Origin of the sequence: Pseudomonas sp. CC6-YY-74 (genome assembly GCF_002025205.1) — a bacterium.
GTDB classification, from domain to species: Bacteria; Pseudomonadota; Gammaproteobacteria; order Pseudomonadales; family Pseudomonadaceae; genus Aquipseudomonas; species Aquipseudomonas paeninsulae.
Genome location: NZ_CP019947.1, coordinates 4,562,812 through 4,586,633 on the forward strand (window position 1 = coordinate 4,562,812; position 23,822 = coordinate 4,586,633).

The 23,822-nt window shown below is 63.6% G+C and carries 19 protein-coding genes and 2 pseudogenes; 13 read left to right on the forward strand and 8 right to left on the reverse strand.

What is annotated here, in order from left to right; translation table 11 throughout:
* Positions 1-206: 206 nt before the first annotated feature.
* The 7 genes and pseudogenes from glpE to B2D37_RS20715 all read right to left on the reverse strand — a co-directional run bounded on the left by glpE (position 207) and on the right by B2D37_RS20715 (position 7,974).
* On the reverse strand, positions 207-536 hold the full coding sequence (gene glpE, locus B2D37_RS20685; protein ID WP_079204470.1) for a thiosulfate sulfurtransferase GlpE: 330 nt from the start codon (positions 534-536) through the stop codon (positions 207-209).
* Complete coding sequence (locus B2D37_RS20690; RefSeq protein ID WP_079204471.1) at positions 533-1,357, reverse strand: symmetrical bis(5'-nucleosyl)-tetraphosphatase; 825 nt, start codon at positions 1,355-1,357, stop codon at positions 533-535. The genes glpE and B2D37_RS20690 overlap by 4 nt, the downstream gene beginning before the upstream one ends.
* Positions 1,357-1,737, reverse strand: coding sequence for a Co2+/Mg2+ efflux protein ApaG (gene apaG, locus B2D37_RS20695; protein ID WP_079204472.1), 381 nt, complete (start codon positions 1,735-1,737; stop codon positions 1,357-1,359). Before apaG ends, B2D37_RS20690 begins: the two co-directional genes overlap by 1 nt.
* A gap of 146 nt (positions 1,738-1,883) precedes the next feature.
* A complete protein-coding gene (gene rsmA / locus B2D37_RS20700) occupies positions 1,884-2,690 on the reverse strand; it encodes a 16S rRNA (adenine(1518)-N(6)/adenine(1519)-N(6))-dimethyltransferase RsmA (protein WP_079204473.1) in 807 nt (268 codons plus the stop codon).
* 115 nt (positions 2,691-2,805) lie between these two features.
* Positions 2,806-3,797: pseudogene (gene pdxA / locus B2D37_RS20705) on the reverse strand (4-hydroxythreonine-4-phosphate dehydrogenase PdxA).
* Positions 3,798-3,935: 138 nt separating this feature from the next.
* Positions 3,936-5,234 (reverse strand): peptidylprolyl isomerase, encoded by a 1,299-nt coding sequence (locus B2D37_RS20710; protein ID WP_079204474.1) that lies wholly within the window; start codon positions 5,232-5,234, stop codon positions 3,936-3,938.
* Positions 5,209-7,974 (reverse strand): LPS-assembly protein LptD, encoded by a 2,766-nt coding sequence (locus tag B2D37_RS20715; RefSeq protein ID WP_079204475.1) that lies wholly within the window; start codon positions 7,972-7,974, stop codon positions 5,209-5,211. The genes B2D37_RS20710 and B2D37_RS20715 overlap by 26 nt, the downstream gene beginning before the upstream one ends.
* Positions 7,975-8,098: 124 nt before the next feature.
* On the opposite strand from B2D37_RS20715, the gene B2D37_RS20720 reads away from it, so the two are divergent.
* From B2D37_RS20720 to B2D37_RS20730, 3 genes and pseudogenes are all read left to right on the forward strand, one after another.
* Positions 8,099-9,124, forward strand: coding sequence for an aminoglycoside phosphotransferase family protein (locus B2D37_RS20720; protein ID WP_079204476.1), 1,026 nt, complete (start codon positions 8,099-8,101; stop codon positions 9,122-9,124).
* Positions 9,121-9,791, forward strand: a pseudogene (gene murU, locus B2D37_RS20725) (N-acetylmuramate alpha-1-phosphate uridylyltransferase MurU). Before B2D37_RS20720 ends, murU begins: the two are co-directional and overlap by 4 nt.
* A 1-nt stretch (position 9,792) precedes the next feature.
* Positions 9,793-10,551: a TerB family tellurite resistance protein gene (locus B2D37_RS20730; protein WP_079204477.1), complete on the forward strand. Its 759-nt coding sequence runs from the start codon at positions 9,793-9,795 to the stop codon at positions 10,549-10,551.
* A gap of 8 nt (positions 10,552-10,559) precedes the next feature.
* Here the strand turns inward: B2D37_RS20730 and B2D37_RS20735 are convergent, their stop codons facing one another.
* Positions 10,560-11,576, reverse strand: a complete 1,017-nt coding sequence (locus B2D37_RS20735) for an alpha/beta hydrolase family protein (protein WP_079204478.1) — start codon at positions 11,574-11,576, stop codon at positions 10,560-10,562.
* A 220-nt stretch (positions 11,577-11,796) separates the two neighbouring features.
* On the opposite strand from B2D37_RS20735, the gene B2D37_RS20740 reads away from it, so the two are divergent.
* From B2D37_RS20740 to B2D37_RS20785, 10 genes are all read left to right on the forward strand, one after another.
* Entirely contained in the window at positions 11,797-14,196 is a 2,400-nt protein-coding gene (locus tag B2D37_RS20740; RefSeq protein ID WP_079204479.1) for a PAS domain S-box protein, read from the forward strand.
* A gap of 8 nt (positions 14,197-14,204) precedes the next feature.
* The gene (locus tag B2D37_RS20745; protein ID WP_177345296.1) at positions 14,205-14,822 is read left to right on the forward strand and encodes a response regulator transcription factor; all 618 of its coding nucleotides are present in this window, start codon (positions 14,205-14,207) and stop codon (positions 14,820-14,822) included.
* Between the two features lie 196 nt (positions 14,823-15,018).
* Positions 15,019-16,131 carry an ABC transporter ATP-binding protein gene (locus B2D37_RS20750; protein ID WP_079204481.1) on the forward strand — a complete coding sequence of 371 codons (1,113 nt, stop codon included), beginning with the start codon at positions 15,019-15,021 and terminating at the stop codon, positions 16,129-16,131.
* A 43-nt stretch (positions 16,132-16,174) separates the two neighbouring features.
* Complete coding sequence (locus B2D37_RS20755; protein ID WP_079204482.1) at positions 16,175-17,209, forward strand: ABC transporter substrate-binding protein; 1,035 nt, start codon at positions 16,175-16,177, stop codon at positions 17,207-17,209.
* A 70-nt stretch (positions 17,210-17,279) separates the two neighbouring features.
* Complete coding sequence (locus B2D37_RS20760) at positions 17,280-18,527, forward strand: ABC transporter permease (RefSeq protein ID WP_079204483.1); 1,248 nt, start codon at positions 17,280-17,282, stop codon at positions 18,525-18,527.
* 13 nt (positions 18,528-18,540) lie between these two features.
* Positions 18,541-19,368: an ABC transporter permease gene (locus tag B2D37_RS20765; protein WP_079204484.1), complete on the forward strand. Its 828-nt coding sequence runs from the start codon at positions 18,541-18,543 to the stop codon at positions 19,366-19,368.
* Positions 19,369-19,393: 25 nt separating this feature from the next.
* Positions 19,394-20,851, forward strand: a complete 1,458-nt coding sequence (gene gabD, locus B2D37_RS20770) for an NADP-dependent succinate-semialdehyde dehydrogenase (protein WP_079204485.1) — start codon at positions 19,394-19,396, stop codon at positions 20,849-20,851.
* A gap of 170 nt (positions 20,852-21,021) precedes the next feature.
* Complete coding sequence (gene gabT / locus B2D37_RS20775) at positions 21,022-22,302, forward strand: 4-aminobutyrate--2-oxoglutarate transaminase (RefSeq protein WP_079204486.1); 1,281 nt, start codon at positions 21,022-21,024, stop codon at positions 22,300-22,302.
* Between the two features lie 134 nt (positions 22,303-22,436).
* The gene (gene rpe, locus B2D37_RS20780; protein ID WP_079204487.1) at positions 22,437-23,111 is read left to right on the forward strand and encodes a ribulose-phosphate 3-epimerase; all 675 of its coding nucleotides are present in this window, start codon (positions 22,437-22,439) and stop codon (positions 23,109-23,111) included.
* A gap of 44 nt (positions 23,112-23,155) precedes the next feature.
* The gene (locus B2D37_RS20785; RefSeq protein WP_371915463.1) at positions 23,156-23,797 is read left to right on the forward strand and encodes a phosphoglycolate phosphatase; all 642 of its coding nucleotides are present in this window, start codon (positions 23,156-23,158) and stop codon (positions 23,795-23,797) included.
* Positions 23,798-23,822 lie beyond the last annotated feature (25 nt).

A 23,822-nucleotide genomic window follows, 5' to 3' on the forward strand; every position in this document is an offset into this window, starting at 1 on the left:
GAGAAGAGTCCCCCAGAACGCCTAAAGATCTTACCGATGGCCCGGATGCCGGCTGGCCGGCTCTACCTTGATTTTGGATGGCCTGAGCTAAAGGATAGTTCGGAATCGGTAAGATCAAGTGGCAACGAACGATAACAGGATATTACTGCTCGTTAGGAACGGGCGGTAGTCCAGTGCTGGCGTGGCCTTGAGGGGCGAATAAATTTTTATTCGTCTGGCGTTTGCGCAATTTCGTCCGGGAAGGTCGCCCGCCACAATTCGAAGCCGCCATCCAGGCTGAACACTGCCGAGAAGCCCTGGCCTGCCAGGTAAGCGGCGGCACTCTGGCTGGAGTTGCCGTGGTAGCAGGAGACGATCAGCGGCAGGTCGAGATCGGCCCTGGCGATAAAATCATGCAGCGAATGATTGTCCAGGTGCTGCGCGCCTTTGATATGGCCGGCGGCAAAGCTCTGCGGATCGCGGATGTCGACCACTACGGCGCCTTGCTGGCGCAGAAGCTGGGCCTCAGACGGGGGGATACGTGTGAACTCGCTCATACGGGCACCTCACTGCAGTCACAGCGGTGGCGTTCGCCGCTGTCGATGTTCAATAGGGTCATGGCGCCACCCCAGACGCAACCGGTGTCCAGGGCGAACAGGCCGGGTTCCTCGCAGCGACCTTCGAGTGCGGCCCAGTGGCCGAAGATGATCTTCTGTCCGCGGGTCTTGCGCTGTTTGTGGCTGAACCAGGGCGCATAACCGGGCGGCGCGCTGCCGGCGCCTTCCTTGCTTTTCAGGTCCAGGGTGCCATCGGCCGTGCAGAAGCGCATGCGCGTGAAGTAATTGGCGATCACTCGCAGGCGGGTCACGCCATGCAGATCCTTGTCCCACTTGGCCGGCTCGTTGCCGTACATGCCATCGAGGAACAGTGGAAAACGCGCGTCGTCGAGCAGGGCTTCCTCAACCTCGGCTGCGCGCCTGAGGGCTTTCTGCAGCGACCACTGCGGCGGGATGCCGGCATGCACCAGGACGGTGTCGCGCTCGGCGTCATAATGCAGCAGCTTCTGGCGGCGCAGCCAGTCGAGCAGATCGGCGCGATCGGGTGCGTCGAGAATTTCCTGCAGGGTGTCGCTCTTCTTCAGCCGTTCGATATTGGACGCGACGGCCAGCAGGTGCAGGTCATGGTTGCCCAGCACGCAGGTCAGCGCATCACGCATCTGATAGATAAAACGCAGGGTGGCGAGCGATTCCGGGCCGCGGTTGACCAAGTCGCCGACCAGCCATAGACGATCTTTAGCGGGATCGAATGCGACCCGCTGCAGCAGGCATTGCAGCGGTTTCAGGCAACCTTGCAGGTCGCCGACGGCATAGGTCGCCATCAGTGCAGCGAGCCTGGAACTGCCAGGCGGAACGGTGCGATAAGGGCGTCGAACTGCTTGCCGTCTTCGGCGAGCATCTGGTAACTGCCCTGCATGGTGCCGACGCGGGTGGCCATGACGGTGCCGCTGCTGTAGGTGTGGCTCTCGCCGACCGCGATCAGCGGTTGTTGGCCGACCACGCCGGCGCCACGCACCTCCTGTACGCCGCCGTCGCCATCGGTGATGACCCAGTGGCGCGACAGCAGTGTGGCCGGCAACTGACCCTGATTGGCGATGGTCACGTTATAGGCGAAGGCGAAGCGGTTCTGCTCCGGCTGCGATTGTTCCGGCAAGTAGCGGGTAACGACCTTGACGTCGACTTGGTAACGAGAATCTGACATGTACAAAACCTGCTTGATAGCTGCTGCGCTGGATAATGCTGCGTTGCAAATGGGCCGGGACTCAGGGTCTCGAAAGGCTCATTCACACCTTGTAAGCTCGTCTCGAGCATCCTCCGCAGTCGTTGCGAAGAGCCAGTTTAGCTGGCTCAAGCGGCGCTGGGTTGCTCGGCCAAGCGATCGGCCAGGCGCACGAAGGCCGCCAGGTCCAACTGCTCGGGACGCAGGCTGCCGTCTACTCCGGCCGCCTCGATTTCCTCTGCGCTCAACAGGGCCTTGAGCGTGTTGCGCAGGGTCTTGCGGCGCTGGTTGAAGGCCTCGCGCACGACGTTCTCGAGCAGGCGGTGGTCCTTGGCCGGATGGGGCAGCACTTCATGTGGCACCAGACGGACGATCGCCGAGTCGACCTTGGGCGGCGGATTGAACGCGCCGGGGCCGACATTGAACAGATGCTCCACCCGGCAGTGGTACTGCACCATGATCGACAGCCGGCCCCAGTCCTTGCCACCCGGGCCTGCCGCCAGACGCTCGACCACTTCCTTCTGCAGCATGAAGTGCATGTCGCGGATCAGTGCGGCGTTGTTCAGCAGGTGGAAGATCAGCGGGGTGGAGATGTTGTAAGGCAGGTTGCCGACCACGCGCAGGCTATGGGGCGCGGGGTTGAGGCTGCTGAAATCGAACTTCAGGGCGTCGCCCTGATGCAACTGGAAGCGCGGCTCTGCGGCAAACTTGGCATTGAGGATCGGGATCAGATCGCGATCCAGTTCAATCACGTCAAGTTGTGCACCGCTGTCGAGCAGGCCTTCGGTGAGGGCGCCCTGGCCCGGACCGATTTCCAGCATGCGTTCGCCTTCACGAGCATGAATGGCGCGCAGGATGCGGTGGATGACTCCGGCATCGTGCAGGAAGTTCTGGCCGAAGCGCTTGCGCGCGCGATGTTGCGGATGTTCAGACATGGAGCAGCTCCAAGCCTCAAGCTGCAAGCGTCAAGCAAGCGCCCAAAGCAGCAAGGCAAAGGGGCGCAGCTTACCAGTTGCGGGCGCAGTCGGCATCCTGATTGGCTTGCCGCGGTCAGTCCTGGCTGGCCGCCATCTGATAGGCGGTTTCCAGGGCGACCTGCAGGCTGCCACTGTCGATCCTGCCGCTGCCGGCCAGATCCAGTGCCGTGCCGTGGTCGACCGAGGTGCGGATGATCGGCAGGCCCAGGGTGATATTGACCGCGGCGCCGAAGCCCTTGAATTTGAGTACCGGCAGGCCCTGGTCGTGGTACATCGCCAGGACTGAATCGCAATGGTCGAGGTGTTTGGGCGTGAACAGGGTGTCGGCCGGCAGCGGGCCGACCAGGTCAATGCCTTCGCCGCGCAGTAGCTCGAGGGTCGGTTCGATGATCTCGATTTCTTCGCGGCCAAGGTGGCCGCCCTCGCCGGCGTGCGGGTTGAGGCCGCAGACCAGAATGCGTGGCCGGGGAATGCCGAATTTAGTGCGCAGGTCATGGTCGAGGATGCGTGCGACTCGGGCCAGGCGCTCGGCGGTGATGGCGGCGGCGACATCCTTGAGCGGCAGGTGGGTGGTCACCAGGGCCACGCGCAGACCGTGGGTGGCAAGCATCATCACCACCTGTTCGGTGTGAGTCAGTTCGGCGAGAAATTCGGTGTGTCCGGAGAAGGGAATACCGGCCTGGTTGATCACACCCTTATGCACGGGTGCGGTGATCATGCCGGCGAAATCCCATCGACACAGCCCTGGCCGGCGCGAGTCAGAGTTTCCAGCACATAGGCGGCATTGGCCGGGTTCAGTTGGCCAGGCAGTACGCTTTCTGTCAGCGCAGTGTCCCAGACAAACAGGCTGCCAGCCGGTGCGGGTGCGGTCGGCCAGTTACCGGGGCCGACCGCAATCAGCTGAATATCCAGGTTCAGGCAGTTGGCGCGCTCGGCGAGCAGGTCGCGGCTGGCGATGGCGACCAGTGCCTGGGGTTGTGCCTGACGAGCGAGCAACAGGCACAGGTCGGGGCCTATGCCCGCCGGTTCGCCAGGAGTCAGTGCAAAGAGATGTGGTGCAGTCATGGGCCGGCTCTCGGTTGTGCCAGTGGGGTGGGCATCGCGGCGGGCATGGGCGCTATGTTACGCCGCAGCTTGCTGCGGAACGAAAAAAGCCCGGCGCTGCGAGAAGCAGGCACCGGGCTTTGATCTGGTTCGTCTTGCCTACAGCTTGATTTCGACGTAAGCCTCGTCGCGGATCTGCCGCAACCAGGCTTGCAGTTCTTCGTCGTACTTGCGGTTGCGCAGCACAGTCAATGCCTGTTGCTCGCGGAACTGCGCGCTGCCATCGCTGGCGCGGCGGCCTACAACCTGCAAGACATGCCAGCCGTAAGGGCTCTTGAACGGTTTGGACAGTTCGCCGCTGGCGGTGTTGCTCATCACGTCGCGGAACTCGGGCACCAGCGCGCTGGGGTCAATCCAGTCGAGACTGCCGCCGTTGAGTGCCGAACCTGGGTCTTCCGAGAAGCTCTTCGCCAGTTCACTGAAGTCTTCGCCGGCCAGGAGGCGCTCATGCAGGCGTTCGACCAGGCGTTTGGTTTCTGCTTCGCTGCGAATCTCGCTGGGCTTGATGAGAATGTGCCGAACGTTGACTTCTTCGAGCACCTGGGTGCCGCCGCCACGTTTTTCCAGCAGTTTGAGCATGATGAAACCGCCGGGCGTGCGCATGGGCTCGGTGACGTCACCGACCGACATCGCGCCAATCATTGCGTCAAATGGCGGTGGCATTTGCGCCGCTTTGCGCCAGCCCATCTCGCCGCCTTCAAGGGCCGTCTCGCTGGCCGAGTGGGTCACTGCCATCTGGGCGAAGTCGGCGCCTTCGCGCAGTTGCTGGTGCAGTTCCTTTACCTGGCGCTCGGCCGTCTGAATGGCTTGCGGGGACGAACCGTCGGGCAGTGGGATGAGGATGTTGGCCAGGCGGAACTCTTCCGACAGCTGCATTTTGCCGAGGTCGGACGCGAGGAAGTTCTGCACTTCCTGGTCGGTGACCTGAATGCGCTCGGCCACTCGGCGTTGCCGCACGCGGCTGATGACCATTTCGCGGCGCACCTGGTCGCGGGCGTCGGCATAGGACAGACCGTCCTGCACGAGGGCGGCGCGGAACTGCTCGAGACTCATGTTATTGCGCTGGGCAATGCTGGCCAGGGCCTGGTTGAGTTCTTCATCGGTGATGCGAATGCCGGAGCGATCGCCAATCTGCAGCTGAATGTTCTCGATGATCAGGCGCTCGAGTACCTGTTGACTGAGGACATCCTCGGGCGGCAGTGACGCACCGCGCTTGGCGATGGTTTGCTGCACCTCGCGCACCCGCGCGTCCAGCTGACTGTGCATGACCACGTCATTGTCGACAATGGCCACGACACGGTTGAGGGGTTGTACCTCGGCTTGCGCCGCGGCACCCAGAAACAGTGCGCCCAACAGCAGCGGGCGCACGCAATCAGAAAGCTTGATCTTCACGTTCACGATAACCTTGAATGCCTTGATCGAGGAAAGTCTCAACCTTGTTGCCTGTCACACCGCCCAGGCCCTTGAGGACGATTTGCAGGAAGATGCCGCGATCCGGCTCATCATTCAGCGCTGGGTTCAGGCTGACTTCGTCATAGTCGATCCAGTAGCGATTGATCAGGCGCAGCTTCCAGCAGCAGCTGTCGTACTCGAAGCCGGCGAAGGCTTCGAGGGTGCGATCACGGCTGTAATCGTACTGCCAGCGGGAGATTGCGCTCCATTGCGGGACGATTGGCCAGATTACCGAGAAGTCATGCTGGCTGACTTTGTAGTAGTCCTTGATGAAGTTGGCGCTGCCTGGGGTGCCGAAGTCGCCGCCACCAACCACCCAGTTACCGCTGGTCTGGTCAAACCGTATGGTGTCGTTGCGGTAGCGGTAGCCGGCATTGACCACCTTGTTCGGGTTGTCTTCTGGCTGGTAGTGGAACATCGCGCTACCCGAACGGGTGCGGTGGGTGTCCGGGTCCCAGTTGAAGTCTGACGAGAAGCGCCAGTCGCGGTTGAAGCGGTACAGGTATTCCAGGGCATAGGGCGACTGCGAGGCCTGGGAGTCTTGGCGAGTTTGGTAGTCGATGCCCGGCATCTGCACCTTGCGGTCTTCGAAGTAGAAGGCCTGGCCGATGCTGAAGCGTTGACGCTCGAAACCGTTGCTCTCGATCCAGCGGTTGGTGACGCCCAGCGACAGTTTGTTCTCGTCGCCGATACGGTCCTTGCCGGAGAAACGGTTTTCGCGGAACAGCGACGAATAACTGAAGGTGCTCTCGCCGGTGTCAAACACCGGAATGTCGGTCTGGTCTTCCTCGGGAACATAGAGGTAGAACAGCCGTGGCTCCAGGGTCTGGCGGAAGGACTTGCCGAACCACTCGGTGTTGCGATCGAAGTACAGGCCGCTGTCGACGCTGTACATGGCTAGGTTGCGGCTTTGGCTGGCGTTGAACTGCTCTTCTGCCAGCAGAGTGCTCTTGCCTTGCTGATCGAGGCTCAGGTCATAGTTGGTCTGTAGGAGTTTGACCTGCGGCTTGATGAAGCCCCAGCTCCAATCCAATGGCAAGCTGACGGCTGGCTCGAGGTGCAGGCGAGTGCCGTTGGCGCGGGCCAGGCCACGTAGGTTAGCGTCGTACCACGGCTGTTCGGCGACCCCCTGTTCGTTGATGAAGCTGCCGCTACGCAGATCGCGGTCGAAGCGCACCAGTTCGCTGCCGTAGCTAAAGTCCAGGCCGCCCGGGTGAAACGGCAGGGCGCCATCCAGGGTGATCTGCGGCAAGCGGTTGTACGGCGTGATATCGGTGATATTGGCCAGTTCATAGGCGTGCGCATTCAACCGCGCGGTATAGCTGCCGCCACGATAGGTCAGGGTGCCGCGCTGGTTGACGAAGCTGGTGGAGTCAATGCCGAGATCGGTGTCCAGGTCCTGGAAATAATAAGGATCGCTGATGTCGGTGTAGTCGACTTCGGCCAGCAAGCGCGAGTTGAGGCCGCCCTTGTGCTGCCAGCTGTAGAGCCAGCGCTGATCTTCGTAGTCCGACTGCAGTTTGCGGTCGTCATTGCTGTCGTTGAGGTAAGCCGCGCCGAACTGGCCTTCGCTGCTCTTGGTCAGGTAGCGACCTTCGCCTTCCATGAGCAGGCCACGATCGCTCATGTAGGTCGGGTAGAGCGTGGCGTCGTAGTTCGGCGCCAGGTTGAAGTAGTAGGGCGTTTGCAGCGTCATGCCATTATCGCTGGAGCTGCTGATGCTCGGCGGCAGGAAGCCGGACTGACGACGGTCGTCGATCGGGAAATAGATGTAGGGGGTGTAGAAAACCGGGAAATCCTTCACCCGCAGGGTCACGTTGGTCGCCGTGCCGAAACCGGTGGCCGGGTTCAGGGTGACGTTGTTGCCCTTCAGGTGCCAGGTGTTGCTGCCTGGTTCACAGGTGGTGTAGGTGCCGTCTTTCAGGCGGATAACCGCGCTTTCTTCACGCTTGGCGTAGAGTGCGCTGCCGCGTACATGGCTTTTGTGCAGCACATACTCGGCGTTATCGACCTTGGCTTCGCCGTTGTCGAGTTGCAGTTCGGCGCGATCACCGACAACCAGAATGCCCTGGTCGCGCAGGCGCACGTTGCCAATCAGCTCGCCGCGGTTCTCGGCTTGATACAGGTTGGCTTCGTCGGCCTCGACCTGCATGCCAGCCTGGCGCAGCACGACATCGCCGGCCAGGGTGGCAGTCTGTTGTTCCTGCTCATAGCGCGAGGCTTTGGCGGAAATGAACAGTGGCGCTTCACTCATTGGCGTCTGGTCGTGCATCCCTGGCCGGCTCGGCTCGACATAGCCGCCCGCACAGTAGGGGCCGACTTCCGCCAGTTGCGCTTCGTTCAGGTTCTCGCGGGGCACCCAGTCGAGGTGACTGTAGTCGGCGCTGCGCGAAGCCAGGGCTTTGCCGCCGCTCTCGGTGACCAGGGTGGCGGCGGAGGCTCGACTTGCGTCAGAACTATCCTGGCGCTGGGCCGTGGCCGTTGGCGAAATTTGCTGCGCGGGCCGCTCAGGCACGGCAGCGCTACTGGTTTTCGGGGCGCATGCCCAGCCTCCGGTAGCGGATGCCTGGCAGTCATACTGCTCGGCAGCGACAGCGAATTGGCTGGTCAGTGGCTGCAAGGCCAACAGGCCGCCAGTTACCAGAAGAGGGAATTTTTTGCGGAACCTAGGGTATTTTACTGCCATCTTATTTTCCGGGCTTCCTGCGCGCATTAGGCCCAGGGGCCGCACGCCTCTCGATGGGCTGAAAAAGATGCTGGATAATAAAGCATGACCCGCGCAACGGCTAGCGCCGTCGGAGACCCTTGTAATGCCTGATGAAGATATACGTCTGCAGCTCCTCAATTATTGGCTCGATCAGCAACTGCCGGTCTTGTTCGCCGCCCGCGGTTGGGGTGAGGTGCCGCTTGGCACGCTGACGCCCGCCAGCAGTGACGCCAGTTTCCGCCGATATTTCCGCTGGCAGGGCGATGGCCGCAGCCTGATCCTGATGGATGCGCCGCCCCCTCAGGAGGATTGCCGGCCCTTCGTCAAGGTCGCCGAGCGGCTGGCCGAGTCTGGGGTCAATGTGCCGCAGGTCCTCGCCCAAGACCTGGAACGCGGATTTCTCCTGCTCAGCGATCTGGGGCGGCAGACCTACCTGGAGGTGATCGATAGCCAGAACGCCGATCAACTGTTCGACGATGCATTGCAGGCCTTGCTGGCCTTTCAGCGCCTGCCGATGGATGCGCCGCTGCCCAGTTATGACGATGCCTTGCTGCGCCGCGAGCTGCAGCTATTTCCCGAGTGGTATGTGCAGCGTCATCTGGGCGTCGAGCTGAACGAGGCGCAACAGGCCGCCTGGCAGCGTATCTGCGCGCTGCTGATCGACAGTGCCCTGGCCCAGCCCAAGGTCCTGGTACACCGCGATTACATGCCGCGCAACCTGATGTTCAGTACGCCGAACCCGGGGGTACTGGATTTTCAGGATGCGGTCTACGGCCCGGTGACCTATGACGTCACCTGCCTGTTCAAGGATGCCTTTCTCAGCTGGCCCGAGGCGCGGGTGCGCGACTGGCTCGAGGGTTACTGGCAGCAGGCCAGGGCGGCGGGGATTGCGGTGCAGGCCGAGCTGGACGAGTTTCTCCGCGCCAGCGACCTGATGGGCGTGCAGCGGCATCTCAAGGTGATCGGCATCTTCGCGCGGATTTGTCACCGTGATGGCAAGCCCCGGTACCTGGGCGATGTACCGCGTTTCTTCGCCTATATAGAGGCCGTGCTGGCGCGCCGTCCGGAGTTGGCCGAGCTGGCGGAGCTGTTCGCCAGTCTGCCGCAGGCCCCGGCGGTGCCGGCATGAAGGCGATGATCCTGGCGGCCGGCAAGGGCGAACGCCTGCGGCCCTTGACCCTGCATACGCCCAAGCCGCTGGTGCAGGCCGCTGGCGTACCCTTGATCGAGTACCACGTGCGCGCTCTGGCCGCCGCGGGTTTCCGTGAACTGGTGATCAACCACGCCTGGCTCGGTCAGCAGATCGAAGACTACCTCGGCGATGGTGCGCAGTTTGGCCTGAGCATCGTCTATTCGGCCGAAGGCGAACCGCTGGAAACCGGCGGCGGAATTTTTCGCGCGTTGCCGCTGCTGGGCGATCAGCCCTTCGTGCTGGTCAATGGCGACATCTTTACCGATTACCCTTTGCCCAGCTGCGTCGACCCTTGTCGGGGCTGGCTCATCTGGTGCTGGTGGATAATCCAGCGCATCACCGCGCTGGCGATTTTGCCTTGTGCGCCGAGCGAGTCGGCGAGGCGCAGGCCGATCAGCCGAGTTTGACCTACAGCGGTATCGCCGTGCTGGCCCCGGCATTGTTTGCCGGTTGCCAGCCAGGCGCATTCAAACTGGCCCCTCTGTTGCGCCGCGCCATGGGCGAAGGATTGCTGAGCGGCGAGCGCTTCGCCGGACGCTGGGTCGATGTCGGCACCCATGAACGCTTGGCTGAAGTCGAGCGTTTGCTCGCCGCGGGGCACTGAGGTGCTCTGGCCGGCGACGCTGCTCGGTGCCATTGGCGGCCTGGCCCTGGCCAGCATTCCCGGCGCCTTGCTCGGCGGGCTACTCGGCCAGGTCGTGGATCGGCGCTTGCGGTTGCACAGCTGGGCGGCATTGCGCGAGCGGATGGGCGGCAAGCCGTATCCGGGGGACGAGGCGTTGCTGTTTGTCCTGCTCGGTCGCCTGGCCAAGTGCGATGGCCGTGTGCTGCAGGCGCATATCCTCCAGGCGCGGGCCGAAATACAGCGCCTGGGCCTGGATGCCGCGGGCCAGCAGCGGGCGGTCGCGGCATTCGCGCGTGGCAAGACCGGACGCGATGGCCTGCGCGCGCCCTTGCGCCGCCAACGCGCACAGGCCGAAGCCCTGTTGCGGGCGTGCTGGCGCATGGCCTGGGTGGACGGTCGGGTCAGCCAGACCGAACGTGAGTTGATTCTGCTGTGGGGCAAGTGGTTGGGCGTGTCGATGGCGACCCAGCAAGTGCTGAGCGCGGCCTATGCGCCGAAGCAAGCTTCGGTGGCGGGCGCGGGCGGTAGCTATCAGCAGGCGTTGCGTCTGCTCGGGGTGACGGCCGATAGCGAGCCGGCGCAGATCAAACGCGCCTACCGGCGGCTGTTGAGTCGCAACCACCCGGACAAGCTGGCCGGCAGCGGTGTATCGCCTGAGCGGCTGCGCGAAGCCACGGAAAAGACCCGTGAACTGCACCAGGCCTACGGACTGGTTCGCCAGCAGCGCGGTTTTCGTTAACCGGCTGCTCAACGCGCCTGCAGTTGGAGCGTAAGCCAGCCATGCAGGCGGCGGTACAGCTGTTCCTGTTCGACCTCGGGGTTGCCCGGCAGGGCCTTGAGTGCCACCTGGGTATAGGCCGGGTGCTCCTGGCGTTTGCTGGCCTGGGCGCGTTTGCTGGCCGCATTGCGCTCGACTTGGAGGTCCTGGTAATAGAAATCGCCAGTGGCCAGCTTGAGGTTGGCTTGCAGTTCGTCCAGTCCGGGGCTGGCATCGGCTGCCGGCTTGACGTCCACCAGCAACAGGCTGCGCACGTCGGCAGGTTGCTCTTCGCTGAGATAGCGCAGGCTCCAGTAGCCGCCACTGCCATGGCCGAGCAGGACGATATGTTTGGCCTGCTGCTGGCGGGCCAGTTCCAGTGCCGCGGCGATGCGCTGCTTGATGCGTCGGGCGTGACGTTCGATGGCGTCTTCCGGGGGCGGCTCAGCCTGGGTGCTCGGGTCGGGTTGCGCGGTGTCGGTGACAGGCAGCGACTCGTCAGCGTTAGCGTCGACCGGCGGCTCAGCGGTCGCCGTGGCCGCGCTTGCGGCCTTGCTGGCGAGCGCTCGTGGTAGTTCGTCCTGCGGATCGGGCAGGCTCAGGGTCAGGCTGTGCCAGCCGGCATCCGGCAGCTTGCGGCGCAGCGGGCCAAGCACTTTGGGCCAGTCGGCGCTTTCGCCATCGCCCGCGACCAGCACCACTACGCCATGGGCCTCGGCGGCATTGGCCGGTAGCCACAGGGCCAGGAAGAACTCATCCCCGGCGTGCAGCAACTGCTGTTCCTGGTCGGGTAGCTGGCGGATCAGTGCGCGGGCGGCATCGGCACTGCGTTCGGCCTGTGGCGGGCGGCTCAGGTCAGCGGCGGGCGGATCAGCAGCTACGGCCTGCTCGCCGCCGGCCTTGCCCATGCTGCTGGACTCTGCGGCCTGCAACGGTGAGCCGAGCGGCAGTGTCAGGCTCAGGCTCAGGCTCAAGGCGGCCAGCAAGGGGCGGATGGCGCGGGGCATGGACGGCTCCAGGGTGGCATGATGAGCGACTCAGCCTACTGCTTGTGCGGCGTTTTGTCAGTGTCATCCCTTGGCGAGCCAGACCTGGACTGGAGTAAGGTATGAGCCCTTGTGAAAAGACTCCCGCCCGTGGCGACTGCCTCGCAATGGTGCTCGAGATTCTCACGCTCCCGCAATGTTATCCCGCTGCCCTGGCAGCGTAATTTTGGCAATCAGTCCTATGTGGTCGCGCATCCTCTTTCTGCTACTGGTATGGCCGCTGTTTGCCTGGGCTGAAAACCCGGTGCTGCCCCTGCGCCCAGTCTTCACGGGCGAGCAGCAGGCCTGGCTCGCCGAACATCGGCAGCTGCGCGTAGGTCTGCTCATGCAAGCGCCCTGGGCCTTGTACGACCGCCGTCTACAGCGGCTTTCCGGGGCCAACGTCGAGTTGATGACGCGCGTGCTGCTGGGCATGGGCGTCGAGCCGGTGTGGCTGCGCTACGCCGATCAGGACGAGCTGGATAGCGCATTGCGCCGCGGCGAGGTCGACCTCGCGCCGGGGCTGCAGCAGACCCCGTACGGCCTGCGCCTGTGGCTCTATTCCGTACCCTACATGCGGGTTCCGCATCTGGTGGTGGGTGCGCAGCGCGGCATCAGTGCGGTCGACCTCGACCGCCTTGGCTACGATGAACTGGTCGCGGTGCGCGAGCCAAGCCCGGTGTTCGAGTACCTGTACAAGACCCACAACAACCTGCGGCTGCAGGCGGTGAGCTCGGAGCGCGTGGGCTTGTTGCGCGTGTTGCGCCAGGAGGTCAGCTACGCGGTGGTCGACGAGGCGCGGCTCAGTCTGCTGCTGCGCGAGCCGCAGTTCGCCGCCCTGAGCATCGTCGGCGATATCGGATTGCCGCAGTTGCTGCGCATCGCCAGTCGGCGCGACGAACCGCTGCTGGCGAAAATCGTCGAGCGGACCCTGGAGGCCATGCCCGGACGCGAGATCGAGCACCTGCGTGAGCGCTGGCTGCCGTTGAAATACCCGCAGATTGGCGAATCCCTGGCTTTCTGGCGGGGTCTCGCGCTGCTCCTGCTGTTGGCCTTGCTCAGCGCCGCGGCCATCGTCCTGCACCTGCGCCAACAGCGCCGCGATCTGGAGCGCCGGCTGCTCGGTGTGCGCCAGGAATTGAGTCAGCGCGAGGTGGCCGAGCAGGCCCTGCGCCTCAGCCAGTTCTCCATCGACCACAGCACCGTGGGCATTCTCTGGGTCAATTGGGACAGCCATGTGCGTTATGCCAACCGCGCCGCCGAGGACATGCTCGGCTATGCCAGCGGGGCGCTGGTGGAGCGGCCGTTACAAGCCCTGGAACCGAGCCTGACTATGGATCGCTGGTTGAGCCTGTGGAAGCTGGCGCGCAGCAGCGACGAGGCCTTGCCGGGTTTCGAGGTCGAGTGCCTGCGCGCCGATGGCAGCTGCTTGCCGGTGGACGTGTCGTTGAGTTTCCTGCGTTTCGACCGGGCGGAATACCTGGTGGTGTTCCTCGCCGATGTGACTGAGCGGCGCCGCGCCCGCGCCGCCCTGCAGGAGAGCGAGGCGCGGCTCAAGGGCATCGCCGGTAATGTACCCGGCCTGGTGTTTCGCCTGGAGCGTGCCGCCGTCGAGCAAGCGGTGGTGTTCGCCTACATCAGCGAAGCCAGTGCCGAGCTGGTCGGCTATCCGGCCGTCGAGTTGCAGCGCGCCGACCGCGGGATTCGCAGCCTGGTGCATCCCGACGACCAAGCCAGCTACCGGCGCACCCAGGGCGCGGCCCTGGCCGGCGACAGCGACTGGCAGTGGCAGGGGCGGATTCTCACCCGCGCCGGACAGCTGCGCTGGGCCGATATCAAGGCCACCGCGCGCCGCCTGGACGAGGGCCGGGTGGTGTGGGATGGGATCGTCTGGGACATCACCGAGAACAAGCAGGTGGAGCTGGCGCTGGGCGAATCGCGGGCGCATCTGCGTGAGCTGTCGGCGCATCTGGAGAGCGTGCGCGAGGAGGAGAAGGCGCGCATCGCCCGCGAGGTGCACGACGAGCTGGGCCAGGTGCTCACCGTGCTCAAGCTGGAAACCGCCATGTGCGAATTGGTCTGCTCCGGCCAGTTGCCGGAGCTGGATCAGCGCCTGCAGAACATGAAACGCCTGATCGCCCAGCTGTTTCAGCTGGTGCGCGATGTGGCCACCGCGCTGCGTCCGCCCATTCTCGATGCCGGCATCGCCTCGGCCATCGAGTGGCAGGTCCGTCGCTTCGAGGCGCGCACCCAGATCCCGTGCATGGTCGAGGTGCCGGAGAACCTGCCGAAGCTCAGCGATGCCAAGGCCATCGGCCTGTTTCGCATTCTGCAGGAGGCGCTGACCAACATCATGCGCCACGCCAGCGCACACAGCGTGCAGGTGAGCCTGCGTCTGGAGGACGGCGAGCTATGCCTGTGCGTCAGCGACGACGGCAAAGGCTTCGCGCCCGAGCAGCGCAAGCCGGGGCAGTCGTTCGGCCTGGTCGGCATGCAGGAGCGGGTCTTGATGCTCGGCGGCCAGTTGCAGATTGACAGCCAGCCCGGCGAGGGGACTACGCTGTGCGCACGAGTGGCAGTGGCCGAGGAGGCAGTGGCGTGATTCGAGTAATGGTGGCTGAAGACCACGCCATCGTGCGTGAAGGCATCAAGCAGTTGATCGGCATGGCCCTCGACCTCGAGGTGGTGGGCGAGGCCGGCAATGGCGAGCAGTTGCTCGAGTGCCTGCGCAAGACTGCCTGCGACGTGGTGCTGCTGGATATCAGCATGCCTGGGGTCAATGGTCTGGAGGCGATTCCGCGGATCCGCGCGCTGGCCAATGGACCGGCGATCCTGGTGCTGTCGATGCACAACGAAACGCAGATGGCTGCCCGCGCGCTCAAGGTTGGCGCGGCCGGTTATGCGACCAAGGACAGCGACCCAGCCTTGCTAATCACGGCCATCCGCAAGGTGGCCGGTGGTGGTCGTTACATCGATCCAGATCTGGCCGATCGTATGGTCTTCGAGGTCGGTCTGACCGATTCGCGACCGCCCCATGCCCAGCTCTCCGAGCGTGAATTCTCGGTGTTCGAGCGCTTGGCACGTGGCGAAGGGGTCAACGACATCGCCCTGCATCTGGCGATCAGCAACAAGACCGTGAGCACCCACAAGGCGCGTCTGATGCAGAAGCTCGGGGTGCACTCGATGGCCGATCTGGTGCGCTATGCCTTGGAGCATCGCCTGGTCTGAGAGGTTTTGAATACACGCTCGCCGACTGCGCCGAGCGCCCGCTGTCTGGCGGGTACCCTCGGTTTTTGTAGGGCAATGCCTACACGAAACTCTCCGTTGATCTGATGCCAGGTCGTCATCCTGCCCGATTTTTTCAGTACTGCGCTGCGCCTAGTCTGTATCCAACGACGTACAGACAACAACAAAGGGTGCGGTGATGTCCGAGTCTCAGGCAAACGATGTGTTGGTGAGTTTTCGCGGTGTACAGAAGAGCTACGACGGCGAACTGTTGATCGTCAAAGATCTCAATCTGGATATCCGCAAGGGTGAGTTCCTCACCCTGCTCGGCCCCTCGGGTTCGGGTAAGACCACCAGCCTGATGATGCTGGCCGGTTTCGAGACCCCGACCGCCGGTGAAATCTTCCTCGATGGCCGCTCGCTAAACCGGCTGCCGCCGCACAAGCGTGATATCGGCATGGTGTTCCAGAACTACGCCCTGTTCCCGCACATGACAGTGGCCGAGAATCTGGCCTTCCCCTTGTCGGTACGCGGTATGTCGCGCACCGACACCAAGGAGCGGGTCAAGCGCGCGCTATCGATGGTGCAGCTGGACGATTTCCGCAATCGCTATCCCGGCCAGCTGTCCGGCGGCCAGCAACAGCGCGTTGCCCTGGCCCGCGCACTGGTGTTCGAACCGCAGCTGGTACTGATGGATGAACCCCTGGGCGCCCTGGACAAGCAGTTGCGTGAGCACATGCAGATGGAAATCAAACACCTGCATCAACGCCTGGGCGTGACCGTGGTCTATGTGACCCACGACCAGGGCGAGGCGCTGACCATGTCCGACCGGGTGGCGGTGTTCCATGAGGGCCAGATTCAGCAGATCGCCGACCCGCGCAGCCTCTATGAAGAGCCGCATAACACCTTCGTCGCCAATTTCATCGGTGAAAACAACCGCCTCAATGGTCGACTGGTCAGCCAGGATGGCGATCGCTGCGTAGTTAGCCTGGAGCGCGGCGAACAGGTCGAGGCGCTGGCGATCAATGTCGGCCAGCAAGGCGCGCCGGTAACCCTGTCGATCCGTCCTGAACGCGTGCGCTTGAACGGTGCCAGCGAAACCTGCCGCAATCGATTCTCGGGTCGTGTAGCGGAGTTCATCTACCTCGGCGACCACGTCCGGGTGCGCCTGGAAGTCTGTGGCAAGAGCGATTTTTTCGTTAAACAACCGATTGCCGAACTCGACTCTGCCCTGGCCGTCGGCGATGTCGTGCCCATCGGTTGGCAGGTTGAGCACGTGCGCGCGCTCGACCCGTTGTCAGGGGCTCACTGATCCTTACGCGTAATCCCAAACCAGCACAGTGGAGAAAACAACAATGACCAAGATTCTCTCTCTCACCGCCCTTGCATTGGCAGTGACCTGCACGGCCTCGGCGATGGCCGCCGACCTGACGGTGATTGCCTTCGGCGGCGCCAACAAGCAGGCGCAGATCAAGGCCTTCTATCAGCCCTGGGAAAAGAGCTCGGGCGACAAAATCATCTCCGGTGACTACAACGGTGAGATGGCCAAGGTGAAGGCCATGGTCGACACCAATAGCGTGTCCTGGAACCTGGTGGAGGTGGAGTCGCCGGAGCTGTCGCGCGGCTGTGACGAAGGCCTGTTCGAGGAACTCGACCCGGCTCAGTTCGGCAGCGCCGACGACTTCATCCCCGGCGCAATCCAGCCCTGTGGTGTTGGCTTCTTCGTCTGGTCCACGGTACTGGCCTACAACGCCGACAAACTGAGCACCGCGCCGAGCGGCTGGGCCGACTTCTGGGATACCGAGAAATTCCCAGGCAAGCGCGGCCTGCGCAAGGGCGCCAAATACACCCTCGAATTCGCCCTGATGGCCGACGGCGTTGCACCGAAGGATGTCTACGGCGTGCTGGCCACCAAAGAAGGCCAGGATCGCGCGTTCGCCAAGCTCGACCAGATCAAGCCGAGCATCCAGTGGTGGGAAGCCGGCGCCCAACCGCCGCAGTTCCTCGCCTCCGGCGACGTCGTCATGAGTTCGGCCTACAACGGCCGGATCGCCGCAGTTCAGGACGAAAGCAACCTGAAGGTGGTGTGGGACGGCGGCATCTATGACTTCGATAGCTGGGCCATTCCCAAAGGTGCCAAGGACCTGGGCGCGGCACAAAAATTTGCCGTGTTCAGCCTGCAGCCCAAGCAGCAGCAAGCCTTCGCGGAAAATATTGCCTACGGCCCGGCCAACAAGCAGGCGCTGGCATTGCTCGACTCCACACGACTGAAAGACATGCCGACCGCGCCGGCAAACATCGCCAACCAGGTGGCCATCGACGTCACCTTCTGGGCTGACTACGGCGAGCAACTGGAGCAGCGCTTCAACGCGTGGGCCGCGCGCAACTAAGCATCATTCCGGTAGAGCCCCTCGCCACGTAGCGGCGAGGGGCGTTCCCCCCTGAATTTCGGAGTTCGCTATGGCCATTGCAGTGCCCCTGACCGAGGTCGCCGGCCCCTCCCTGAAGAAACGCCTGGCGCGTGCTGAACGGGTCAATCGCCTGAAAGCTCAGGCGCTGATTGCACCGCTAGTACTGTTTCTCGTGCTGGTTTTCCTGGTGCCGATTGCCGCGCTGCTCTACAAGAGCGTGAGCAATCCCGAGGTTGTGGAGACCATGCCGCGCACCGTCGAGGCTATCGCCGACTGGGACGGCAAGGCGCTGCCCGCTGAACCGGTCTATCAGGCGATCAGCCTGGACCTGGCCGAGGCACGCAAAAACAAGACCATTGGCGATCTGTCCAAACGCATGAATATGGAGCAGGCCGGCTATCGCAGCCTGATGATGAAAACCGCCCGCGCCTTGCCATTCAAGAGCGAGCCGGCGTCCTATAAAGAGGCGCTGGAGAACATGGATGAACGCTGGGGCGATCCGGCCTATTGGCAGGTGATCCGCCGCAATACCAGCAGCCACAGTCCCTATTACCTGTTGGCGGCCCTGGATCATCGCATCGACGATCTCGGAGAACTGGCGCCCGCCTCGCCGGACCAGGCGATCTACCTGGAAATCTTTGCCCGTACCTTCTGGATGGGCTTGGTGATCACGGCTATTTGCCTGCTGCTGGCCTATCCCTTGGCCTACCTGCTGGCCAACCTGCCAACCCGGCAGAGCAACCTGCTGATGATTCTGGTGCTGCTGCCGTTCTGGACCTCCATTCTGGTGCGTGTGGCCGCCTGGATCGTGTTGCTGCAATCCTCCGGCTTGATCAATGGGGCGTTGCTCAGCATGGGCATCATCGATGAGCCCCTGCAGCTGGTGTTCAACCGCGCCGGGGTCTACATCTCCATGGTGCATATCATGTTGCCGTTCATGATCCTGCCGATTTACAGCGTGATGAAAGGCATCTCGCCGACCTATATGCGCGCCGCCATCTCACTCGGTTGTCATCCGTTCGCCAGCTTCTGGCGGGTGTATTTCCCGCAGACCCTGGCCGGTGTCAGCGCTGGGTGCTTGCTGGTGTTCATCCTGTCCATTGGCTACTACATCACCCCGGCGCTACTCGGCAGCCCGAGCGATCAGATGGTCAGCTACTTCGTGGCCTTCTACACCAACGTCAGCATCAACTGGGGCATGGCCACGGCACTGGGCGGTCTACTGCTGCTCGCGACCCTGATCCTCTACGTGGTGTACAGCTGGCTGGTAGGCGCAAGCCGCCTGCGCTTGAGTTAAGGAGAGAGTCGAGATGTTAAGCCCTTATATGTCGCCGATCGAACGCGTCTGGCATTACACCCTGCGCAGCATCTGCGCACTGGTACTGCTGTTTCTGATCCTGCCGGTGCTGGTGATCATTCCGCTGTCATTCAACTCCGGCAGTTTCCTGATCTACCCACTGCAGGGCTTTTCCTTGCAGTGGTATCAAGACTTTTTCGAGTCTGCCGGATGGATGCGCGCCCTGAAAAACAGCTTGATCATTGCCCCTGCGGCCACCGTGATTGCCATGGTGTTGGGCACGCTGGCAGCGATTGGTTTGACCCGCGGTGAGTTCCGCGGCAAAGCCCTGGTCATGAGCCTGTTGATCTCGCCGATGGTGGTGCCCGTAGTGATTGTCGGCGTGGCCAGCTATCTGTTCCTCGCCCCGCTGGGCTTGGGTAACAGCTATATCTCGCTGATTGTGGTGCACGCGGTGCTCGGCGTGCCGTTCGTAATCATCACCGTGTCGGCGACCCTGCAGGGCTTCAACTACAACCTGGTGCGCGCCGCCGCCAGTCTCGGTGCTTCACCGCTCACCGCGTTCCGCCGGGTGACCTTGCCGCTGATCGCCCCGGGGATGATTTCCGGCGCGCTGTTCGCCTTCGCCACCTCGTTCGACGAAGTGGTGGTGGCCCTGTTCCTCGCCGGCCCGGAGCAAGTCACCCTGCCGCGGCAGATGTTCGCCGGTATCCGCGAAAACCTCAGCCCGACCATCGCCGCAGCAGCGACCCTGCTGATCGGCTTTTCCATCCTGCTGTTGCTGACCCTGGAATGGCTGCGCGGGCGCAGCGAGAAACTGCGTACCGAGCAACCCACCTGATCGCCAAGAAACCAAGAGAGCCCGCATGAGCCTTGAGTTGAAGGACCCCAGCCTGCTGCGTCAGCAGGCCTATGTGAACGGCCAGTGGTGCGAGGCCGACAGCGGCGCGCGGACCGAGATTTTCAATCCGGCCAACGCTGAAAAGATCGGCAGCGTGCCCAATATGGGCCGTGCCGAAACCCGTCGCGCCATCGAAGCCGCGCAAGCCGCCCAGCCAGCCTGGCGCGCGCTGACCGCCAAGGAGCGCGCCAATCGTCTGCGTCAGTGGTTCGGCCTGATCATGGCCAACCAGGAAGACCTGGCGCGGATCATGACCGCCGAACAGGGCAAGCCGCTGGCCGAGGCCCGTGGCGAGATCGCCTATGCTGCCTCCTTTATCGAGTGGTTCGCCGAGGAAGCCAAGCGCGCCTACGGCGATGTGATCCCCGCCCATGCCGCCGACAAGCGCATCCTGGTGCAGAAGGAGCCGGTGGGCGTCACCGCCGCCATCACGCCGTGGAATTTCCCCAGCGCCATGATCACCCGCAAGGCCGGTCCGGCTCTGGCGGTAGGTTGCGCCATGGTGCTCAAGCCGGCGCCGCAGACGCCGTTCTCGGCCCTGGCCCTGGCCGCTCTGGCCGAGCGCGCGGGTATTCCTGGCGGCTTGCTCAGCGTGATTCCGGCGGATGTCGCCAGCTCCCGTGAAGTCGGCGCCGAGCTGTGCGCGAACCCGATCGTGCGCAAGCTGTCGTTCACCGGTTCGACCGCAGTCGGCATCCAGCTGATGCAGCAGTGCGCGCCGACCCTGAAGAAGTTGTCGCTGGAGCTGGGCGGCAACGCGCCCTTTATCGTCTTCGACGACGCCGACCTGGATGCGGCAGTCGAGGGCGCGATCATCTCCAAGTACCGTAACGCCGGGCAGACCTGCGTCTGCGCCAATCGCCTGTATGTGCAGGACAGCGTCTTTGATGCCTTCGCCAGCAAATTGCAGGCGGCAGTGGCCAAGCTCAAGGTCGGCGACGGCATGCTTGAGGGCATCACCACCGGGCCGCTGATCAACGCCGAGGCGGTAGCCAAGGTCGAGCGTCACCTGGCCGATGCCCTGGAAAAGGGCGCCACCCTGGTCGCCGGCGGCAACCGCCTGGGCGGCAACTTCTTCGAGCCAACCATCGTCAGTGGCGTGACCGCCGAGATGGCGGTGGCGCGCGAGGAAACCTTCGGTCCACTGGCGCCGCTGTTCCGCTTCAGCGACGAGGCCGAGGTGATTCGTCAGGCCAACGACACCGAATTCGGCCTGGCCGCCTACTTCTACGCCCGCGACCTTGGCCGGGTGTTCCGCGTGGCCGAGGCCCTGGAGTACGGCATGGTCGGCATCAACACCGGGGTGATCTCCACCGAAGTGGCGCCGTTCGGCGGCATGAAGTCTTCGGGCCTGGGCCGTGAGGGCTCGAAGTACGGCCTCGATGAGTACCTGGAGATCAAATACCTGTGTCTGGGTATCTAACCCGGCGATGTAATCCCGCAGGGGCGCACGAGAGCGTTGCGCCTTCTGTTTTTATATGGACATACCTGTGCGCCGGGTGCGCTGCGGCAGTCGATCATCGAATACTGTCAGGCCGCCATCGGTGACACATCCTTGAACCACGCCGTATCTACCCGGCGAATGAGGACATTATGAGCAAGACCAACGAATCCCTGATGCAACGCCGCACCGCCGCCGTCCCCCGCGGCGTGGGCCAGATCCACCCGATCTTCGCCGACCGCGCCGAAAACGCCACGGTCATCGACGTCGAAGGCCGCGAGTTCATCGACTTCGCCGGCGGCATCGCGGTGCTCAACACCGGCCACCTGCACCCGAAAGTCATCGCCGCGGTGCAGCAGCAGCTGACCAAGCTGACCCACACCTGCTTCCAGGTGCTGGCCTACGAGCCCTATGTCGAGCTGTGCGAGAAGATCAACGCCAAGGTGCCGGGCGACTTCGCCAAGAAGACCCTGCTGGTCACCACCGGCTCCGAAGCGGTGGAGAACGCGGTGAAGATTGCCCGCGCCGCCACCGGCCGTGCCGGGGTGATTGCCTTCACCGGCGGCTACCACGGCCGCACCATGATGACCCTCTCGCTGACCGGCAAGGTCGCGCCTTACTCGGCCGGCATGGGCCTGATGCCCGGCGGCGTGTTCCGTGCCCAGTACCCGTGCGAGTTGCACGGGGTCAGCACGGATGACGCCATCGCCAGCATCGAACGGATCTTCAAGAACGACGCCGAGCCGCGCGATATCGCCGCGATCATCATCGAGCCGGTGCAGGGTGAGGGCGGCTTCTATATTGCGCCGAAAGAATTCATGCAGCGTTTGCGCGGCCTCTGCGATCAGCACGGCATCCTGTTGATCGCCGACGAAGTGCAGACCGGCGCCGGGCGTACCGGCACCTTCTTCGCCATGGAACAGATGGGCGTCGCCGCCGACCTGACCACCTTCGCCAAGTCCATCGCCGGCGGTTTCCCGGTGGCGGGCGTGTGCGGCAAGGCCGAATACATGGACGCCATCGCCCCAGGTGGCCTGGGCGGCACCTACGCCGGTAGCCCGATTGCCTGCGCCGCGGCACTGGCGGTGATGCAGGTGTTCGAGGAAGAGCAGCTGCTGGAGCGCTGCAAGGCAGTCGGCAAGCGGCTGGTCAGCGGTCTTAAAGCCATCCAGGCCAAGCACAAGAGCATTGGCGAGGTGCGCGCCCTCGGCGCGATGATCGCCATGGAGCTGTGCGAGGGCGGCGATCTGCACAAACCGAATGCCGCCCTGACCGGCCAGATTGTCGCCAAGGCGCGCGACAAGGGGCTGATCCTGCTGTCCTGCGGCACCTACGGCAACGTGTTGCGGGTGCTGGTGCCGCTGACTGCCGAAGATGTCCTGCTGGACAAGGGCCTGGCGATCATCGAAGAGTGCTTCGACGAACTGGCTTGATCGAGCGTTAGCGTGATAAACAAGGCCCGCCTCGGCGGGTCTTGTTGTTATGGGGGCCGACTATCGTGCAAGCGGCAGGTCGCGATTCGCTCGGGTACAATGCGCCACTTTCGTGAATGCCACTGAGGTGCGCCATGCAACCCTTCGCCATCGCCCCGTCGATCCTCTCTGCCGATTTCGCCCGCCTGGGCGAGGAAGTGGACAAGGTGCTCGCCGCGGGTGCCGACATCGTGCACTTCGATGTGATGGATAACCACTATGTGCCCAACCTGACCATTGGCCCGATGGTCTGCGCGGCGCTGCGCAAGTACGGCATCACCGCGCCGATCGACGCACACCTGATGGTCAAGCCGGTGGACCGCATCATTGGCGACTTCATCGAAGCCGGCGCCAGCTATATCACCTTCCACCCGGAAGCCAGCGAGCATGTCGACCGTTCCCTGCAGCTGATCAAGGCCGGCGGTTGCAAGGCCGGCCTGGTGTTCAACCCGGCTACCCCGCTGGACGTGCTCAAGCACGTGCTGGACAAGGTCGACATGATTCTGCTGATGAGCGTCAACCCGGGCTTCGGCGGGCAGAAGTTCATCCCCGGCACCCTCGACAAACTGCGCGAGGCGCGCGCGCTGATCGACGCCAGCGGTCGCGAGATCCGCCTGGAGATCGACGGCGGAGTCAACCTGCAGAACATTCGCGAGATCGCTACCGCCGGTGCGGACACCTTCGTTGCCGGATCGGCGATCTTCAGCCAGCCGGACTATAAAAGCGTGATTGATGCCATGCGTGCCGAGCTGGCCCAGGTGCGCGGGTGACCGCACTGCATAAGCTGTTTCAAGGCGAGTTGCCTCGCCTGGTGATGTTCGACCTGGACGGCACCCTGGTCGATTCGGTGCCGGATCTGGCGGCTGCGGTGGACAAGAGCCTGCTCCAGCTCGGGCAGCCGGCGGCCGGAGTCGAGCAGGTGCGCGACTGGGTCGGCAATGGTGCGCGGGTGCTGGTGCGCCGCGCCCTGGCCGGTGGCCTGCAACACGAACATATCGACGATGGCTACGCCGAGCAGGCGCTCGAACTGTTCATGCAGGCCTATGCCGAGGGGCACGCCTTGACCCGGATTTATCCGGGCGTACGGGAAACCCTCGACTGGCTCCGCGCACAACAGGTCGAGATGGCAATTATCACCAACAAACCGGAGCGCTTCGTCGCGCCGCTGCTGGATGACAAGGGCCTGGGTAGTTATTTCCGCTGGATCATCGGCGGCGACACCCTGCCCCAGCAGAAGCCTGACCCGGCGGCCTTGCTGCATGTACTGCAACTGGCGCGAGTCGAGGCGCAGCAGGCGCTGTTTATCGGCGATTCGCGCAATGACGTGCTGGCGGCCAAGGCTGCCGGTGTGCCTTGCGTAGCGCTGAGTTACGGCTACAACCACGGTCGGCCGATCGCCGAAGAGGGCCCGCTGCGGGTGCTGGATGATTTGCGCCAGCTGCTGGTTGCCGGCTAAGCCGCGCGGGGCGAGTTGCTTAGGT